The following is a 16,399-nucleotide window of genomic DNA, read 5'->3' as shown; positions in this document are numbered from 1 at the left end:
GGAGCAACCGATGTCGAATCCACAGAGCCGTTGCGGTGAGCCTCAAGGAGTCGCAGCCTTCGGGGGATGTCGGCCCGGAAGGTCCGTCATGTCACCAGAGCGTGCGCGTCCGGGGTTCGGGTGCGCTCCTCGTTTCCGTCTGCCGCCGGTGCGGCAGGGTTGCGCCGCCTGCCCGCCCCGCCAGGCCGAATGACCGGGCAACCCGGGGCCGCACCCCGTCCGACGCCCACGCGGACCACACCACCACGGCCGACCGTGAACAGGTCGCCCGAGACCGGACTGCGTGAGATCGCGTCGCTGCGCGAGCTTGCCGAACTCGTCCGGTCTGCACCGGAGGCACTGTTCCTGCGCTGGTCACGCGGCCCGGACGCGGACACGGGGGCGAGCCTCGACCACGAGAGCGGGCTGGAGATGCCGGGGCTGTCCGTGACCGTGCTGGACGCTCCGCAGTGGTGGACCCGTCCGCCGGAGGATTGGATCGCCCGCCAGATCCACAAGTACGCGCAACTTGGGACCGAACCCGACCGTTTCGGCTGGGTGTTGACCGGGCGGGAAGTCGGCCGAGGCGTCGACCACGAGCCGTTGCTCGCGGAGACCACACCGGTCGGGCGCCTCGGCGACAGCCTCGTGGAGGAGGCCGGGCGGGTCTACGAGAGCCGTTTCGCCGCCGGACAGGACTCCCGCAACGGCAGCGGACGATAGGGCGGCGGCCAGGCGGCGGCCACAAAGGTTCCCTGCCACCAAAGACCACCAAAGAAGAAAAAGATCCAAAGAGGGGCCAGAATGTGTCACCCGAGCTGATCTGGTCGGGCGTCCCCGACGACGCCGCCGAATCCCGAGCCGGTGTCCCTGCCCGACAACGCCACGGCGGACGACGTACACGCGGCCGTCGACCGGCGACGACTGGCCGACGGCACCCTGGTGGGGCTCTATCACCGCTGACCGGCGGCGGGCCGGGGTCACAGGTGTCAGCTCCGGTACGGCGGGCAGCCCTGACAGACGACAAGCGCCCAACGAGACCAGGAGGTCGTCATGCCCCGAGGTTCCAGTGCCAAGCGGGAGCGGCAATACGAGCACATCAAGGCCAGTGGCAAGAACCGCGGCATGTCCGAGGGCAGGGCCGAGGAAATCGCGGCCCGCACCGTCAACAAGGAGCGCGCCCGCTCCGGGGAGTCGAAGACCGCAAGCCGGAGTTCCACCGAGGGGAAGTCCGCATCGCAGCGCGGCGGTGAGAAGTCCGGAAACCGCTCGAAGGAGCCGACACGCGACGAGCTCTACCAGGAAGCGAAAAACCGTGGCATCGAAGGGCGTTCGTCCATGAGCAAGAAGGAACTGGCCAAGGCGCTGGGCCGCTCCTGATCCCCGGGCTCGATCCCCAGCCTGTCCCGGATGATCTCCGAGCGCCACCGCGGCCTGCCGGGCCGGGGTGGCCCTGCGACCGCGAATCGGCGATGTTTTTGCCGAACGGCCCGTCCGGCCCGGGGGCTTCTGGTACAGCTTTGACAACGGCGGGAACGGGCAGGCGGCTTCGCACCCGCGCGACCCAGGGGGAGTCGGAGATGACGTTGGGCAACACGGGCGGGTCCGCGGGGGGAGCGGTGGATCTCGCCGACGCGATCACGTTGCTGCGCGATCAGATCGCCGAGGCCCAGCGCCGGATCGCCACCCCTCCCGGGCACACCGTCGGCGCCGACCGGGGGGTGTTGTTCACGGTCGGGGAGATCACGCTGGAGCTCGGGCTGGAACTGACCGAGAGCAAGGGCGCGGACGGCGGGCTGCGGTGGAGCGTGGTCAGCTTCGGCGGCAGGAAGGACAGCGGCAGGACGACCACACACACGGTGACGGTGACGCTCACGCCGCAGGGGCCCGGCGGCGGGCACATCGAGGTCGACGACACCGAGTGACCCCCGCGGGAACGCGCGCATGGGGCGAGGGATCGGGGCGACGGGGTGGAGTTCGACCGGCGGGTGCAGGTCCGCGTGCATGTGACGGGCGCGGACAACACGGGCTTCGGGTCGGGGTACTTGGTCGCGCCTCGGCTGGTCCTGACTGCCGCGCACGTACTGAAACGCATGGCGGCCCCGGGCGGCGGAGCCACCGTCACCGTGTCCCAACCCGACGTCGGGGCAGGGCAGTTCCCCGCGATCGTGCGGTGGTGGCGCAACGACCACGTGGTCGACGCCGCGCTGATCGAGGTGGCCGAGACCGACGCCGCCGGCCGTCCGTGGCCGGTGCCGCGATCACTGGCGGACCTCCTCACCCGGCCGCCGCAGCGGTACGGGCACCTGGTCGGCACGAGGCCGCACCCGGTCACCCTCACCGGATTCCCCCGCATGCAAAAGGACCCGCGGGACAGCCGCCGCCTGGACGAACAACTCACCGGCCGCATCGCGCCGGGCACCGGAGCACTCGCCGACCGCTACGAAGTGTCCGGCACCGACCCCCTGCCCCGTGCCGAGACGGCCGTCGGCGGCACCCCGTGGTCGGGACTGTCCGGGGCAGCGGTCCTCGCCGACGACGGGCTGGGCGAGGACCTGTTGTGCGGGGTGATCCGCCACGACCGTCAGGCCACCGGCGGCACGCGCCTGACCGCCACCCGCAGCGCCGACCTGATCGCCGATGACACATTCCGTGCCCTGCTGATCGAACACACCGGCTGGGAACCGGTGTTGGAGCCGGCCGAACTCGCCGACCTGCTCGCCCCCGCGATCCCCGGCCGCGACCTCGACTCGCCCGCGTCTCTTCTGCGCGCCGACGCCGAAGCTGTCCGCTTCCACGGCCGCGATTCGGAACTCGGCGACCTGCACGCCTGGTGCACCGCCGACTCCGCCGCGATCTCGGTCCGCGTCCTGACCGGCCCCGGAGGCCAGGGCAAGACCCGGTTGGCCCGCCACCTCGCCGACACCCTCGGCCGCGAAGGCTGGGCCACCGGACACCTGCGCTCCGACCTCAACGATCACGACACCCGCACGCCGGACTTCACCCGCCTGACAACCGCCCTCGCCCTGCTGCTTGTCGTCGACTACGCCGAGACCCGCCCGCGCTTGCTCCGCCACCTGGTCACCGCACTCCACCGCACCCGCCACCGCGTACGCCTGCTGCTCCTCGCCCGCTCCGACGGCCCATGGCGTACCGACGCGTTGAACGCGCTGCCGTCCGTGCGCCGCCTCCTTGTCGAAGCGCCCGTCACCGAGCTCTCCCCGCTTATTCCACGCAGCCACCCCGGCGAAGACCGGCCGACGGCATTCACCGCCGCAGCCCGCGACCTGGCGCGCCTGCTGCCCCGTGTGCCGACCCTCCCCGACCACGACTGGGACGGCTTGGCCGCCTCGTTGCAGCCGCCCGACAACCTGGCCCACCCGCGCTACGACAACGTTCTCACCCTGCAGATGACCGCCCTCGTCACCCTCCTCCAGCACGGCCCCGCACCGGCCGACACCGCTCCCGGGGCGTCGATTGAGGAGATCCTGCTCCACCACGAGGAACGCTTCTGGGAGGACAGCGCCAAGACCCCCGCGTACAAGCTCGGCGATCTGCCCACCCCCACGCTGGGCGCCGCCGTCGCCGTCGCCGCGCTGTGCGGGGCCGTCGACGCAGACCAGGCCGACGCCGTGCTGCGCACCCTGCCGAGCCTGCCCGACCACGCCGCACCGGGCACCGCGGCATGGGTGAAAGGGCTGTACCCGGCCGACCCCGGCCGCTACTGGGGATCCCTCCAGCCCGACCGCATCGCCGAGTACCACGCCGCGCGTGCCCTCACCGATGGGAGCGTCGACCTCGCGGTTCTGCTCACTGCCGCCGCGCCCGGCCAGCAGGCACAAGTCGTCACCGTCCTGGTCCGCGCCGCCATCGCCCACTACAACGCGGGGCGGACTGCGGACACCGACCACCTTCTGCACGTCCTGGACACCGGACTGGACACCGACGCGCTGGACGACGAAGCGCTCCGGAGCGCGACCATCGCGCTGCCTTACCCCGCCGGGGTCACCGCCGCGCTCGCCGCACACCTCACCCAAGCCGTCGCCGCGCGCGACCGGCAGCGTGCGTGCGACGACCTCGACGCACACGAACCTGGCCTGGCCGGAGGGCTGTCCGACCTCGGCGTCCGGTTGGCGGCTGTGGGGCGGTGGGACGAGGCGTTGGCAGCCGAAGAGGAAGCGGTGGCGATTCGGCGTCGGTTGGTGGCGGCGAACGCGGCCGTCCACGAGCCCGACCTCGCCCGGTCGCTCTCCAACCTCGGTATCCGCTTGGCGGAGACGGGGCAGCGGGAGGAGGCGCTGGCCGCGACCGAAGAGGCGGTGAACATCTACCGTCGGTTGGCGGTGAGAAACGCCGGCTGGTTCGAGCCCGCGCTCGCCCGGTCGCTGACCAATCTCGGCGGCCACTTGGCGGCCGTGGGGCGATCAGACGAGGCGCTGGTCGCCGAGGAGCGGGCGGTGGCGATTCGGCGTCGGTTGGTCGCGGGCAACGCGGCCGTGTACGAGCCTGAACTCGCCGTTTCCCTGTCCAACCTCGGCCTCCGCTTGGCGGCTGTGGGGCGGTGGGACGAGGCGTTGGCAGCCGAAGAGGAAGCGGTGGCGATTCGGCGTCGGTTGGTGGCGGCGAACGCGGCCGTCCACGAGCCCGACCTCGCCCGTTCGCTAGCCAACCTCGGCCTCCGCTTGGCGGCTGTGGGGCGGTGGGACGAGGCGTTGGCAGCCGAAGAGGAAGCGGTGGCGATTCGGCGTCGGTTGGTGGCGGCGAACGCGGCCGTCCACGAGCCCGACCTCGCCCGGTCGCTGACCAACTTCGGCCTCCGGTTGGCGGAGACGCAGCAGCGGGACCAGGCGCTGGCGGCGACGGAGGAAGCGGTCGAGGTCCACCGTCGGTTGGCGTCGCGCAATCCGGGCGCGTACGAGCCCGACCTCGCCCGGTCGCTGACCAACTTCGGCCTCCGGTTGGCGGAGACGCAGCAGCGGGACCAGGCGCTGGCGGCGACGGAGGAAGCGGTCGAGGTCCACCGTCGGTTGGCGTCGCGCAATCCGGGCGCGTACGAGCCCGACCTCGCCGTTTCCCTGTCCAACCTCGGCACGCAGTTGTCGGGGATGGGGCGATTGGACGAGGCGCTGGCCGTGACCGAGCAGGCCGTGGAGATCCGGCGCCGACTGGCGGCGTGGAACCCGGCCGCCCACGAGCCCGACCTCGCCCGCTCGCTGACCAACCTCGGCGCCCAGTCATCGGAGCAGGGGCGGCGGGACCAGGCGCTGGCGGCGACGGAGGAAGCGGTCGAGGTCCACCGTCGGTTGGCGTCGCGCAATCCCGGCGCGTACGAGCCCGACCTCGCCCGCTCGCTGACCAACCTCGGCGCCCAGTCGGCGGAGCAGGGGCGGCGGGACCAGGCGCTGGCGGCGACGGAGGAAGCGGTCGAGGTCCACCGTCGGTTGGCGTCGCGCAATCCCGGCGCGTACGAGCCCGACTTCGCCGTGTCGCTGTCCAACCTCGGTGCGCAGTTGTCGGAAGTGGGGCGGGTGGACGAGGCGCTGGCCGTGACCGAGCAGGCCGTGGAGATCCGGCGCCGACTCGCGGCGCGGAACCCGGCCACGGGCGAGCCCGACCTTGCTGTGTCGCTGACGAATTTCGGCGTCCAGTTGTCGGGAGTGGGTCGACTGGACAAGGCGCTGGCCGCGACGGAGGAGGCCGTGGCGATCCACCGTCGCCTGGCGGCGGGAAACCCGGCCGCGTACGAGCCTGACCTCGCCCGGTCGCTGACCAACCTCGGCGTCCAATTGTCGGGGGCGGGGAAACTGGACGAGGCGCTGGCCGCGACCGAGCAAGCCTTGGACATTTGTCAGCGGCGCCCGGACATGGTGCCGACCGCGCTGCGGTCCCTTCGCACGGCGTTGGGCCTGCGTGTGCTTCTGCTCGATGCCCTCGGGCGCCAGGATGAGGCCCAGGCGTTCCGCCGTTGGTTGGACGAGAATCCGTTCCCGCTTGATGCCCACGAGTGACCGGTCGAGGTGCTTGGCGGACCCGCGGCCTCGGACGTCATGTGTTTCCACAATCCGGGAGCGGCGCCACGGCGGGGATTCTCCGAGCTCTCGGCCGCCCGTGTGTGCGCGGCGCGCAAGACACCCGCGAGAACGCCGGCTTCGGCGGCTTCGCCGAGCAGGGGGCCGGCCGGGATGAGCATGTTGTCTTTCTGCCCGGGCCGACGTGGTCGCGGGCGCTATTGGAGCGGGATGTCGATGCCGTGTTCCTGCGTGGGACGGGGGCCGTGGATGCGCCTGTCGGACTCGTTGATGGCGACGTCGTTGATGCTCGCCTCGCGGCGGCGCATGAGCCCCCGCTCGTCGAACTCCCACAGCTCGTTGCCGTAGCTGCGCCACCACTGGTGTTCCGCGTCGTGCCACTCGTACTGGAATCGGACGGCCATCCGGTTCTCCCGGAACCCCCACAGGCTTTTCCGTAGCGCGTAGTCGAGTTCGCGCTCCCATTTGCGCGTCAGGAACGCGACGATCTCCTCGCGTCCGCTGACGAACGTGTCACGGTTCCGCCATACGGAGTCCGGAGTGTAAGCCGACGCCACCCGCAGGGGATCGCGGGTGTTCCACGCGTCCTCGGCCGCCTGGACCTTCCGCAGGGCTGTCTCAAGTGTGAACGGCGGGTAGGGCGGGCGATCTTCCGGCGCTGCGGGCACTGCGGCCTCCTCATGTGGAGAACGCTCGTTCTCCATCGGTGCGCCTAAGATAGAGAACGTACGTTCTCGACGTCAAGGAGCCCCGGATGCCGGCCCCGATCACCGCGGAACAGACCCGCGTGGACCGCGAAGCACTGCTCGACGCGGCAGAGCGGCTCTTCTACGAGCGAGGAATCCAGGCGGTCGGAATGGACGAGGTCCGCGCGTCGTCCGGTCTGCCGCTCAAGCGGATATACCGACTGTTCCACGCCAAGGAAGACCTCGTCGTCGCGATGCTCAGGCGTCGCGACCAACGCTGGAGAGCGAGCCTGGCCGCCCACGTGGAACAGGTCCCGGATCCGCGCGAGCGAGTCCTCGCTGTCTTCGACTGGCTCGCCGCGTGGTTCGCCGAGCCGGGTTTCCGCGGGTGCGCCTGGGTGAACGCGCACGGTGAACTCGGTTCGTCCTCCGAGGCGATCCTTGCCGAAGTCCGTTCACACAAAAGGGCGTTCCACGATCAGATCGCCGCGTGGGTCAGCGCCGCCGGAGAGCCGGTGGCCGAACCGGTCTTCCTTCTCGCCGAAGGAGCCATCGTGACCGCGGGCATCACCGGCGACCCGGCTCCGGCCCGTCACGCCCGCGCAGCCACCGCGATATTGCTCGGGGCGCGATGACGGAGTCCGCACGGACGTCGCAGGCGCACCGCCGACCAGGCAGCGCCAGGCGCGCCCCGCCCCCCGTCGCCGCGCGGGGTCAGGCCACCCCCGCATCGCCCGGCCGGCCTGGCTCGCGACCGACGAACCAAGCCCCAACGCTGCCGTCGCCCCCGGCCACGGGATGCGGGCGGCGCGGAACGCTGCGGCCCGCCCGTCGAGATGTACGAACGCCGCGCTCGGCATCTCTTGCGTACATCTCGACGGGCTGAAGCCGGATGACCCGACGATCACCCGGAGCGGACGAGGCCGTCCCCCGCGCCGCGAAGCGCTACGGCGCCAGCCGGTTCGGTCCGCGGAAGAGGAAGGTGGCCTCGCGGATGGAGTCCAGGCCGACCATCACCATAAGCACCCGCGCGAGGCCCATGCCGAATCCGCCGTGCGGTGGGCAGCCGTACCGGAACGCGTTGAGGTAGTCGCGCAGAGGTTCGGGGCGCATTCCCTTCCCGGCGGCCTGCTTCAGCAGCACCTCGTACCGGTGCTCGCGCTGCGCGCCGGTGGTGATCTCCAGGCCCTTCCACAACAGGTCGAAACTCAGCGTCACGCCCGGGTCGTCGTCCGACCGCATGTGGTAGAAGGGCCGGATGCCGACGGGGTAGTGCGTGACGAACACGAAGTCGTGGCCGGTGGCCTCCTTGACGTGGGCGGAAAGGCGGCGCTCGCCTTCCGGGTCGAGGTCCTCCCTGGTGGCTGCCGGGGCCCAGCCGACCTCGCGCAGGATCTCGTGCGCCTCGGCCATCGTGACGCGGGGAAAAGGCGTCGTGGGGACGGTGACATCGATGCCGAAGTGCTCGGCGACCGCGTCGCCATGCGCCTCGGCGACCTTGCCGATCGCGTGGGCGAGCATCTGCTCTTCGAACGCCATCACGTCCTCGACGCCGTCGATCCACGCCAACTCCACGTCCACACCGGTGAATTCGGTGGCGTGTCGTGAAGTGAACGACGGCTCGGCACGGAAGATCGGCCCGACCTCGAAGACACTTTCGACGCCGGCCGCGATCGCCATCTGCTTGTGGAACTGCGGCGACTGCGCCAGGTAGGCGCTGCGTCCGAAGTAGTTCAGCTCGAAGACCTCCGCGCCGGACTCCGATGCGGTGCGCATGAGTTTGGGCGTGTGCATTTCTGTTGCGCCCTGCGCGTATGCGTACTCGCGCAGGCCCTGTTCCAGGGTGGTCTGTACGGCGAACACCAACTGTGCGGCGGGACGCAGGCGCACGTCCAGGAACCGCCAGTCGAGCCGCTGCTCCGGACCGGTGCGCCTGTCGATCGGCAGCGGAGCGGCGGCCGGGTTCAGGACCTCCACCATGTCGGGGACGATTTCCAGGCCGCCGAGCTTGACCTGGGCGGCGTCGACGACACGGCCGGTGATCCTGACGGCGGACTCGGATGTGAGCGCTTCGAGTCGGGCCTCCAACGGCCCGCCGTCGTGCGCGGGTGACCTGCACCATGCCGGTGCTGTCCCGCACGATCACGAACTGCATGGTGCTTTGCAGGCGGAGTGTGTTCACCCACCCGCAGACGGAGACGGTACGGCCGACATGTTCTCGCAGGTGGGAGATGTGTACGCGGCTGTGGATCATTCGGTCCTCCGAAGGACGTCGTCATGATCCCTTGGGAGTGCGGGCGAGAAGGGCAACTCGCGGTACCACCGCACTTTCGCCGCCACCAAGTGGCGGCCTCATTCGGGCCCGATGACGGGGGCCGGCCGGCGGGGCATTGGACGGCAAAGGTCGTTCCTCCCCGCGCTCGGGAGGGTCTTCGCCTCGGGGCGCGAGGCCGCCTTCCCAGCCACCGGCGGCTCTCTCGGCTCGCGTGATCCCTGGCTACTCGTCTCCGTCAACGCGTTGCCGGGAGGATACGGAGGCCGCGCTCGCATCCGCAATCGAGTAACCCTTGCGGGTGCGGCGAGCCACCGCGCGGGCGCCGTGATGTTCGAACCCGCGCTCATCGGTGGCCTTCGTCCGTCTCGGCGGGGCGTGGCCGGGCGGCGGGTGACTCATGTTCGGGTGGGGGCGCGGTGAGTTCGAACCAGACGGTCTTGCCGGTGGTGCCGGGGAGGGCCCGGACGCCCCAGGCGTCGGCGAGTGTGGCGACGAGCGCGAGACCGCGGCCGGAAATGTCGGTGGGGGACGCGCGGCGTGGGTACGGGAGTTCGAGGGGATCGCCGTCGGTGACTTCGACGCGCAAGGTACGGGTGGGGGAGAGCGCGCAGCGTACGGTGACCCGGTCTCCGGGAAGGGGCCGGGCGTGACGGCAGGCGTTGGTGACGAGTTCGCTGAGCAAGAGCTGGGCCGTGGTGGCTACTTCGTCGCCGAGGCGCCAGATATAGGCGTGTTCGCGCAGCTGTGCGCGGGCCTCGCCGGCGCTGCGGGGGTGGTGCGGGAGGGACCAAGTCGCTTCGTGCGGGTACCTCATCGGTACGAAAGGCGCGGCGGAGGCGTCGACGGGGTGGCGGTGCGTTGTCATCGGAGTCCTGAGTCGTTGTACGGGTGAAAGCGCGGCCGTGTGGCCCAGTTGACTGCGGAGAGTGATTCCGCGAACTCGGGCCACAGCCTGCTTTCGGCCACTTGCACTCAGATAGTGACGATGTGGGTACGCAGCGTGGCGTTCCCGCGGTGAACCGGGGGAGGTGGATGCCGTGGCGATGAACTCCCAGGCGCCGATGGCATGGCGCTATTGCGGGAATCAGATCAAGCTCTGGCGCACGCGGGCCGGGGTGACCCGACAGCAGTTGGGGGAGGAGGCCGGGTACTGCGAGGAGACCATCAAGTCGGTCGAGCAGGGGCGGCGCAGGGCGTCGTTGCACCTGTTGCAGGTGGCGGACCAGATGTGCGGCGCGGACGGGATGGTGGCGGCGGCTCAGGCGTATTTGCAGCCGGAGAGGTATCCGGCGCGAACGCATGAGTTCATGGGTCTTGAGGCGTCGGCGACCTCGGTGCTTTGGTACGAACCGATGCTCATCCCGGGGCTGTTGCAAACCCCGCAGTACGCACGAGCGCTGATGATCGAGAACTGCCCGCCGTTCGACGACGACACGATCGAAGAACGCCTGTCAGCGCGGATGGAACGGCAGGAGAAGTTGACGCGCAAGCCGTATGCGCAGTTCGGCTTCGTCATCCACGAAGCAGCGCTGCGCAGCCTGGTGGGTGGACGCGACGTCATGAAGGCGCAACTCGGCAGGTTGTTGGAGATCGCCGGGCTGCGCAACGTTGCGGTTCAGGTGCTGCGTGCGGACAGCGGCACCGTTCTCGGGCTTGGCGGTTCGCTGGTTTTGCTGGAGACTGATGAGCACGAGCACTACGCGTACGTGGAAGCCCCGGCTACCAGCGCCCTCTACTCGGATCCCGCAACCATCAGCCTGTTGACCCGGCGTCATGGCATCATCCGCATGCAAGCACTCAACGCCGAGGACTCGGCGGGGTTCATTGCAGAGGTGGAGGCCGAGCTGTGAGCGACCAACTGGGTTGGCGCAAGTCCAGCCACAGCGATGAGGAAGGCGGCGCTTGTGTCGAAGTCGCCGCCTCTCAGGGCGCGTTGCACGTGCGCGACTCCAAGCACAAGGCTGGGCCCAAGCTGGCCGTCACGCAAGGCGCCTGGGAGGCGCTGGTCCGCGCCACGGCTTCCTGAGCGAACTTGCGGACCCGGTGCGGTCCCCTCGTACGAGCTGATCAAGATCGGTGTCGCGGCCGTCCAGGTACTGGTCGGTCGCGACGTCATGCCCGGATCCGTATCTTTGTTCGATCCCCTGCGCCAATATGCGTCTGAGCCGGTGACGGCCGACCCTGGAGGGAGGGGCGCGTGGCGTCGCCCGACCGAGCCCCTGGTCTGACGGCCGTGGACGGAACCGGAAGGTGGACGGCAGCATGAAGACGCCCCCAATCGTCACGGCGAGTGAGTGGAAGGCGGCGCGCGAGGAGCTTCTTGTCAAGGAGAAGGAGCTGACCCGCGCACGGGACGCACTGGCCGCCGAGCGCCGGAGGATGCCATGGATGGCGGTGCAGAAGACCTACGAGTTCGACGGGCCCGCAGGAAAAGCCACCCTGCTCGACCTTTTCGCCGGTCGTCGTCAGCTGATCGTCTACCGCGCGTTCTTCGCTCCGGAAGTGGACGGTTGGCCCGAGCACGCGTGTGTCGGTTGTTCCATGGTGGCCGACCATGTCGGTAACCTCGCCCATCTGAACGCCCGCGACACGACTCTCGTCTTCGCCTCACGCGCGCCGCAACCGGACATCGAGCGGGTGAAGGCGCGGATGGGTTGGACGATGCCCTGGTACACCATTACGGACGACTTCGACAGGGACTTCGAAGTCGACGAGTGGCATGGCACGAACGCGTTCATCCGCGACGGCGACCGCGTGTTCCGCACCTACTTCATCAACGCCCGCGGCGACGAGGCGCTGGGGACCACGTGGAGCTACCTCGATATGACGGCGCTCGGACGGCAGGAGGAATGGGAGGACTCGCCTGAGGACTACCCCCAGACCCCGCCGTACGAATGGTGGAACTGGCATGACGCGTACGAAGAAGCCGAGTCGGCGCAGAAGTAACCGACCGGAAGCCGCGGCACCTTGCGGCAGGGTCCCGGACGAAGAACCGCAAGAGCGGTGACGCCGATTGCGGCGTCGCGGAGCACATGGCGGTGGACGTCAGCCCTGCGCCTTCCTGAGAACGGCAGTGATTTTCCGCGACGCGGCGATGCGGCAGGTCCCGCTGCGGGCGTCGGGTCGCGGGCGGGGGTCAGCGGGTCGTGTAGTAGACGTACGCGGCCAGGGCGGCCAGGGGTAGGAGGTTGGTCAGTTGGAGCCGGAGGCGTCGACCGCGGGTCATGGGGACTCGGGGTGGCGCGTACTCGGGGCCCATGGGACCGGGCGCCTGGCCTCCGGAGCCGCCGCAATGCGGGCAGGGCTGCATGGCCGTCAGGCGTCCGCTTCCGCCGCAACCACCGCACGGCCAGCGCTCGTTCGGGTCCATCGATGCCGACTGCCCCGACCCGCCGCACCCGTGGCAGGCCGTATCCATCGGCATCCAGCCGCCACCGCCGCATGCCCCACAGTGCCCCACCCCACACGCCCCCTCGCGACGAAGTCCCCACCAGGCGGGCCGAGTTGCGCAGGCCCCCGTACATGATCCGTGCCGGATTTGCTCAGATCCTGCCCGGCTTTCGGATTATCCACCGGGCGAGGCGATTGTGACAGCGGGCAAACAACAAGGTGGCCGTCAAACATGTGTGTGACTGTGCAGCTTTGCAGCCTTGGCTCGTGGCAACGAATGTGCGTGGTGGTGGGGGAGGCGGCTGGCGGGAGGGCGCGGAGTTGCGGGCGGTCGGCCGCAGGGGATGGCCTTGTCCGTGAAGCCAGGTCTGGGGGCGGGGGTCGTGGGCGGCGTCGGTGCGTCCGGCATCGGGGGCGGGGTGACGGGCGGTCGAGACGTGCGGGCTGATCGGCGGCATTGCGTTGTTTTCGCTTCGGTCCTCCGTGTGCGTGGGGCGATGGGGCTCTTCGGCGGCGATTCGAGCGAACGTTAACAAGTGAACGCTCACTCTACAAGGGTGACTGCCCTTTCGGCCGCCTTCGCGCCGCCGGTTTGCCGGGCCGCGGGCACCACGGGCCCCGGCGCGCCCATCCAAAAGACTCAGAACGGTACTTCCCAAACGCAATAGCGAGCCTCTACCTTCGTGCCCAGGCGGCATGGCATGGCGGGAAATCGCTGTGGGAGCGGCACGCGTCCGGCGGCGTGTGACCCGTGGCATCGCATCATCGGTGTACCGAATGTCGAAGCCGCCCTGGTCACTTGACGCCTGCGCAGAGCAGTCGCGCGGCCTCGGGCCTTTCGCTCACTGCGGTTCTCGGCATCGGCCGACCGCGCCTTGTTGCCGCCCCGGATGCGCATGAGCCGCCCGCTCATCCGGGCCTTTCAAGACGTACGTACACGCAGCTCGGCATGTCCGCGGTGGTCCGCGCCCATGCACGGCGTCAGCCGCAGACCCCGAACCGGCGTCATCGAGGACGCCGGTCGACCCAGCACCGAGGAGGCAGCACGTGAGACCTTCCCCAGCCCTGGCCGCTCTCGCGGTGGTGAGCGCTTTGCTCGCGGCCGGATGCGCCGATCGCGGCGGCTCCGACAGTGACGGAGCGCCGACGGCCCCGACGGTGTCGGCCGCATCGGCCGACTTCGGCGAGCTCAAGAACGTGTGCGGCCCCGGCAACCCGACCGCCGCACCGGCCCAGGGCGTCACGGCCGACGAAGTCGAGGTCGGCGTCCTGACGGATGTCGGCTTCTCGAAGAACCCCGAATTCGTGGACGCCGCCAAGGTGTTCACGTCGTGGTGCAACGACGCGGGCGGCATCAACGGCCGCAAGATCGTCGCGAACATCCGTGACACCAAGTTCATGGAAGTGCGGCAGCGCGTACTTGAGGCCTGCCGCGACGACTTCGCGCTCGTCGGCGGCGGAGCCGGCCTGGACCATCTCGGGGTCAGGGACCGCGTCTCGTGCCTGCTGCCCGAGTTCCCCGGCCAGGTGATCAAGCTCGAAAACGAGGGCTCGGACCTACAGTTCAGCGTGCAGCCCGGAGGCGCGTCGTACCTGCGCAACGCGGCCTTCTACGACTGGCTGCTGAAGGAGGCCTATCCCGCGTCGGCGTCCGCGGTCGGCATCATCGTCGGCGACTCCATCAAGTCGTCGGGCGAGCAGCGGATCGAGTTCCTCCGAGCGTGGGGGGCCAATGTGGCCTACTCCGACCTGTATCCGGCGACGGGGGTGTCGAACTGGACGCCGTACGCGCAGGCGATCAAGAACAAAGGGGTCAAGGGCCTGATCTTCATGGGTGACTTCCGCATGCTGGCCAAGCTGGAGCAGGAGTTGACCAACATGGACTACAAGCTCGACTGGATCGACACCAACGTCAACGCCTACGGGCACGCGTTCGTGGACATCACCGGAAGCCAGGTCCTCAACGCGCAGAACAACATGGCCGACCTCAGCGGGATCCACCCCGTCGAGGACGCCGCCGGAAACCCGGCGACGCGGCAGGTCGTGGATCTGTTCGCCAAGTACGCGCCCGGCGCGGAGGTTTCGATCGGGGCGGTGAAGTCGTTCTCGGCCTGGCTGCTGTTCGCCAAGTCGGCGTCGGCCTGTGGTGACAACCTCACCCGCAAGTGTCTGTACGAGCAGGCGAGGAAGGAGACCGCGTGGACCGGGGGCGGCTTGCAGGCACCCCGCGACATGTCCGCGCAGGACAGCCCCTCACAGTGCTGCAACGTGGTCAAGGCAACCCCGGACGGCTGGAAGAGCGTCGACGTCAAGGCCAACCAGGGTTCCTACCGGTGTGGCGTCGCGTCCTACAAACTGACCGGCTCGTACGGGAAACCGGTCACCTTGGCGGACGTCGGCAAGAGCGTGAACGACCTTACGTAGCCCGCGTCGTGTGGTCGGCGGCGCGTTGCCATCGCGCGTCCGGCCCGCTCCGTGGGGGCAGCGAACAACTTCCCCGAGCGCCCGTCGCAGCCGTTGCGCCGGGCGGCTGCGGCGGAGCGTCAGGTCGAGCCGTGGCAGGGCGCGTACAGATTCGTCGAAGGCGGTTTGCGGTCGGCCGCCGGGACGAAGACGCGACCCGCCGCGGCCCGGCTGTCAGGAGTCACGCTGCTGATGCTGCTCGGGCAACCGGCTCTCCGGATGCGCCCACAAAACGACGTTGTCCGGCACCGGAGCCCGTCCTTCCGTCCGGTGCCGTGCGAAGAACTCCAACACCTCGCGGTCGGAGTACCGCAGGCTGAAGTGAATCAGCACGAACAACGTTTCCGGATGCGCATCGACGATCGGCCGCAGCCGACTCCAGACCGTGTGGCCCACCCGATCCGCGCGCACCAGCTCCGCGTCGTCGAGGAACGTGCACTCCGTGATGACGACCGGGAATGTGAACAGCCACGGATTACGCCGGAACACATCAGTGTGTGTATCGCCCAGGTACGCGAACAGTGGCCGACGGACCTCCTCGTCCACCTCGACCCCCTGCCTGCGACGCTCGGCCATCAGCCGGCCGAACTCCGCGCCCCGGCCCTCCACCGCCAACGTCTGCCGCAGCTCTTCGAATTCGGGACGCAGAACCCTGCGCCGTTCGGAGAATGCGTACCCGACGCACGGCACCTTGTGCAGGCACTCCACCACCCGCACCTGGTGCCCCGCCCGCCCGAAAGTGAACTCGTCGCCACCGCGCACGCCGTGCAGCCGGTGACCCATGAGGCCGGGGTCGAACGCCGTTCCGTGATTGAGCTCGGCGCACGAGCGGATGTACGCCTCCGCGTACGGCACCGCGTCGGCGGGCAGGTAGATGTCCGTTCCGCCGGTCCGCGCGGCCAGGAAGTCGAGGTCCTTGGCATGGTCGTGGTGGGTGTGCGTGAGGAACACGGTGTCGGGCCGACGCCCTTCGCACAGCCCCGCGTCCAAGGCGCAGCGGAGCTCGGGGACGTGAAAGAAAGTCTTGTCGTTGGCGCGGGAATAACCGGTCAGGGTCAGTTCGGTGCCCGGGATCCGCCACGTCTTCCACTGCCGGAACGGGTGCCCCCGCTGGGGGAGTTCGGGATGAGCGGGCACCCTCACCGTGGATGACGGAGTCGCGGTCGACATGCGTGCCCCTCCAAGGTGCCGTGCCACCGGTCGGCGATGCGCTGCGCATCCTCGCACGTCTCGGGACCACGGCGACAACGGATATCGGGCTCGCGCGTGAACGCGATCCGGATCAGGGGCATGCGCCACGGTCGGCGGCGTCGTACCGCGCCAGCGCCCGGGCACCCGGACGCAACGCCGTCACCAGGTGGCGGAACTGGTCGGCGTCGAGGCCGCCGACGGCCGTCGCGGTGTCGTCCGCCGCATCGCGGGCTATCTCGTCCGCCACCGCGTCGAGTGATGTGCGCGGCCCCGTCTTGCTCACCGCTGCGGCGGCGCGGGCGGGGGTGAGCAGCGTCGCCGCGTGGCGCACCAGCCAAGCGGGCACACCCGCGGCGCCCTGCGGCGGCGGCAGGTAGGGCCGCGCG

At 69.7% G+C, this 16,399-nt stretch carries 13 protein-coding genes and 1 pseudogene; 9 read left to right on the top strand and 5 right to left on the bottom strand.

The window, feature by feature from the left end:
- The first annotated feature begins 255 nt into the window (after positions 1-255).
- The 4 genes from ACRX5W_RS17500 (at position 256) to ACRX5W_RS17485 (ending at position 5,987) form a co-directional block, all read left to right on the top strand.
- On the top strand, positions 256-702 hold the full coding sequence (locus ACRX5W_RS17500) for a DUF6098 family protein (RefSeq protein WP_436789096.1): 447 nt from the start codon (positions 256-258) through the stop codon (positions 700-702).
- Between the two features lie 330 nt (positions 703-1,032).
- Positions 1,033-1,359: a plasmid stabilization protein gene (locus ACRX5W_RS17495; RefSeq protein ID WP_436789095.1), complete on the top strand. Its 327-nt coding sequence runs from the start codon at positions 1,033-1,035 to the stop codon at positions 1,357-1,359.
- Positions 1,360-1,559: 200 nt separating this feature from the next.
- Positions 1,560-1,904, top strand: a complete 345-nt coding sequence (locus ACRX5W_RS17490; protein WP_436789094.1) for a trypco2 family protein — start codon at positions 1,560-1,562, stop codon at positions 1,902-1,904.
- 45 nt (positions 1,905-1,949) lie between these two features.
- Positions 1,950-5,987 carry a tetratricopeptide repeat protein gene (locus tag ACRX5W_RS17485; RefSeq protein ID WP_436789093.1) on the top strand — a complete coding sequence of 1,346 codons (4,038 nt, stop codon included), beginning with the start codon at positions 1,950-1,952 and terminating at the stop codon, positions 5,985-5,987.
- 218 nt (positions 5,988-6,205) lie between these two features.
- Here the strand turns inward: ACRX5W_RS17485 and ACRX5W_RS17480 are convergent, their stop codons facing one another.
- A complete protein-coding gene (locus ACRX5W_RS17480; RefSeq protein WP_436789092.1) occupies positions 6,206-6,676 on the bottom strand; it encodes a nuclear transport factor 2 family protein in 471 nt (156 codons plus the stop codon).
- 86 nt (positions 6,677-6,762) lie between these two features.
- Between ACRX5W_RS17480 and ACRX5W_RS17475 the strand changes: the two genes are divergently transcribed.
- Complete coding sequence (locus tag ACRX5W_RS17475) at positions 6,763-7,329, top strand: TetR/AcrR family transcriptional regulator (protein ID WP_436789091.1); 567 nt, start codon at positions 6,763-6,765, stop codon at positions 7,327-7,329.
- A 310-nt stretch (positions 7,330-7,639) separates the two neighbouring features.
- On the opposite strand, the pseudogene aspS reads toward ACRX5W_RS17475, so the two are convergent.
- Both aspS and ACRX5W_RS17465 read right to left on the bottom strand, forming a co-directional pair.
- Positions 7,640-8,948, bottom strand: a pseudogene (gene aspS / locus ACRX5W_RS17470) (aspartate--tRNA(Asn) ligase).
- A 364-nt stretch (positions 8,949-9,312) separates the two neighbouring features.
- Positions 9,313-9,834: an ATP-binding protein gene (locus tag ACRX5W_RS17465; protein WP_436789090.1), complete on the bottom strand. Its 522-nt coding sequence runs from the start codon at positions 9,832-9,834 to the stop codon at positions 9,313-9,315.
- Positions 9,835-10,012: 178 nt separating this feature from the next.
- Here ACRX5W_RS17465 and ACRX5W_RS17460 point away from each other — a divergent pair, with 178 nt between their 5' ends.
- The 4 genes from ACRX5W_RS17460 to ACRX5W_RS17445 all read left to right on the top strand — a co-directional run bounded on the left by ACRX5W_RS17460 (position 10,013) and on the right by ACRX5W_RS17445 (position 14,783).
- A complete protein-coding gene (locus ACRX5W_RS17460; protein ID WP_436789166.1) occupies positions 10,013-10,819 on the top strand; it encodes a helix-turn-helix domain-containing protein in 807 nt (268 codons plus the stop codon).
- Positions 10,816-10,995 (top strand): DUF397 domain-containing protein, encoded by a 180-nt coding sequence (locus ACRX5W_RS17455; protein ID WP_436789089.1) that lies wholly within the window; start codon positions 10,816-10,818, stop codon positions 10,993-10,995. The genes ACRX5W_RS17460 and ACRX5W_RS17455 overlap by 4 nt, the downstream gene beginning before the upstream one ends.
- A 236-nt stretch (positions 10,996-11,231) precedes the next feature.
- Positions 11,232-11,915, top strand: a complete 684-nt coding sequence (locus tag ACRX5W_RS17450) for a DUF899 domain-containing protein (RefSeq protein WP_436789088.1) — start codon at positions 11,232-11,234, stop codon at positions 11,913-11,915.
- Positions 11,916-13,406: 1,491 nt separating this feature from the next.
- Complete coding sequence (locus ACRX5W_RS17445; protein WP_436789087.1) at positions 13,407-14,783, top strand: ABC transporter substrate-binding protein; 1,377 nt, start codon at positions 13,407-13,409, stop codon at positions 14,781-14,783.
- Positions 14,784-14,996: 213 nt separating this feature from the next.
- Here ACRX5W_RS17445 and ACRX5W_RS17440 read toward each other — a convergent pair whose 3' ends face one another.
- Together ACRX5W_RS17440 and ACRX5W_RS17435 are read right to left on the bottom strand one after the other, a co-directional pair.
- Positions 14,997-15,992 (bottom strand): MBL fold metallo-hydrolase, encoded by a 996-nt coding sequence (locus tag ACRX5W_RS17440; protein WP_436789086.1) that lies wholly within the window; start codon positions 15,990-15,992, stop codon positions 14,997-14,999.
- Between the two features lie 112 nt (positions 15,993-16,104).
- On the bottom strand, positions 16,105-16,399 hold a 295-nt coding region (locus ACRX5W_RS17435; RefSeq protein WP_436789085.1), incomplete at its 5' end, for a hypothetical protein.

It is taken from the genome of Yinghuangia sp. YIM S10712 (assembly GCF_051388935.1).
In the GTDB taxonomy this organism is placed as follows: Bacteria; Actinomycetota; Actinomycetes; order Streptomycetales; family Streptomycetaceae; genus Yinghuangia.
The sequence above is the reverse complement of the archived record's forward strand: the minus strand, read 5'-3'. Positions and strand labels throughout refer to the sequence as shown.